This is a genomic window from Agrococcus sp. ARC_14 (assembly GCF_022436485.1).
Classification (GTDB): Bacteria; Actinomycetota; Actinomycetes; order Actinomycetales; family Microbacteriaceae; genus Agrococcus.
Genome location: NZ_JAKUDO010000004.1, coordinates 1 through 1,177 on the forward strand (window position 1 = coordinate 1; position 1,177 = coordinate 1,177).

The following is a 1,177-nucleotide window of genomic DNA, read 5'->3' on the forward strand; positions in this document are numbered from 1 at the left end:
TTCCGTGAGGACGTCGTGCGCGTCGCTCAGAACCGCGAGCCCGGTGTTCCGTTGCGTCAGATCGCGGCCGACTTCGGGATCAGCGAGACCTGTCTGCAGAACTGGGTCCGCCAGGCCGCGATCGAAGTCAGCGCGAGGCCTGGCGCGACCAAGGCCGAAGCGGACGAGGCGCGTGCGCTGCGCAAGCGCGTGCGGCTGCTGGAGCAGGAGAACGAGGTGCTGCGCCGCGCGGCCGCGTACTTCGCACAGGCGCATCTGCCGGGAAAATGACCTACCCGCTCGTGAGAGAGCTCGCCGCCGACGGGGTCCCCGTTGCGGTGACGTGCCGGGTGCTGAAGCTCTCCCGCCAGCCCTACTACCGCTGGCTCGCCAACCCCGTCACGGCCGCTGACCTGGTGGAGGCGTATCGTGCGGACGCGCTGTTCGACGCTCACCGCGACGATCCCGAGTTCGGACATCGTCTGCTGGCCGATGAGGCCCGAGACGCTGGGGAGCCGATGGCCGACCGGACGGCGTGGCGGATCGCGTCACGGCACGGCTGGTGGTCGGCGTTCGGCAAGCGCAAGGCGCGCGGGAACGGCAAGAAGGCCGGCCCGCCCGTCCACGACGATCTCGTGCAGCGCGAGTTCGTTGCCGATGCTCCTAACCGGCTCTGGTTGACCGACATCACCGAGCACTGCACCGCTGAGGGCAAGCTCTACCTCTGCGCGGTCAAGGACGTGTTCAGCAACAAGATCGTCGGCTACTCGATCGACTCGCGGATGAAGTCCCGGCTGGTCGTGAACGCCGTCAACAACGCGGCCGCGCTGCGCGGCGACGTCGCCGGTTGCGTGGTGCACAGCGACCGAGGAAGCCAGTTCCGCTCCCGGAAGGCGATCCGCGCGCTGGCCCGTCACCGCATGGTCGGATCGATGGGCAGGGTCGGCGCGGCCGGCGACAACGCCGCAATGGAGTCGTTCTTCTCATTGCTGCAGAAGAACGTCCTCGACCGGCGGGCGTGGACCACCCGGGAAGAGCTGCGCATCGCGATCGTCACCTGGATCGAGCGGACCTACCACCGACGCCGCCGGCAGCCACGCCTTGGCCGTTTGACGCCCGTCGAGTACGAGACCATCATGACCAAGAACCTGGCCCTTGCGGCCTAACCGAAACTGTCACCTACTCGTGCAGCAGCCCC

General features: G+C 68.1%; 1 protein-coding gene. It reads left to right on the forward strand.

The genetic code is table 11. The features are described from left to right. A protein-coding gene (locus tag MKD51_RS15980) for an IS3 family transposase (protein ID WP_240241482.1) occupies nt 1-1,145 on the forward strand; the annotation gives its coding sequence in 2 pieces (ribosomal slippage) (nt 1-261 and nt 264-1,145; 1,143 coding nt annotated over the 2 pieces). This gene is flagged as partial in the annotation. Nucleotides 1,146-1,177 lie beyond the last annotated feature (32 nt).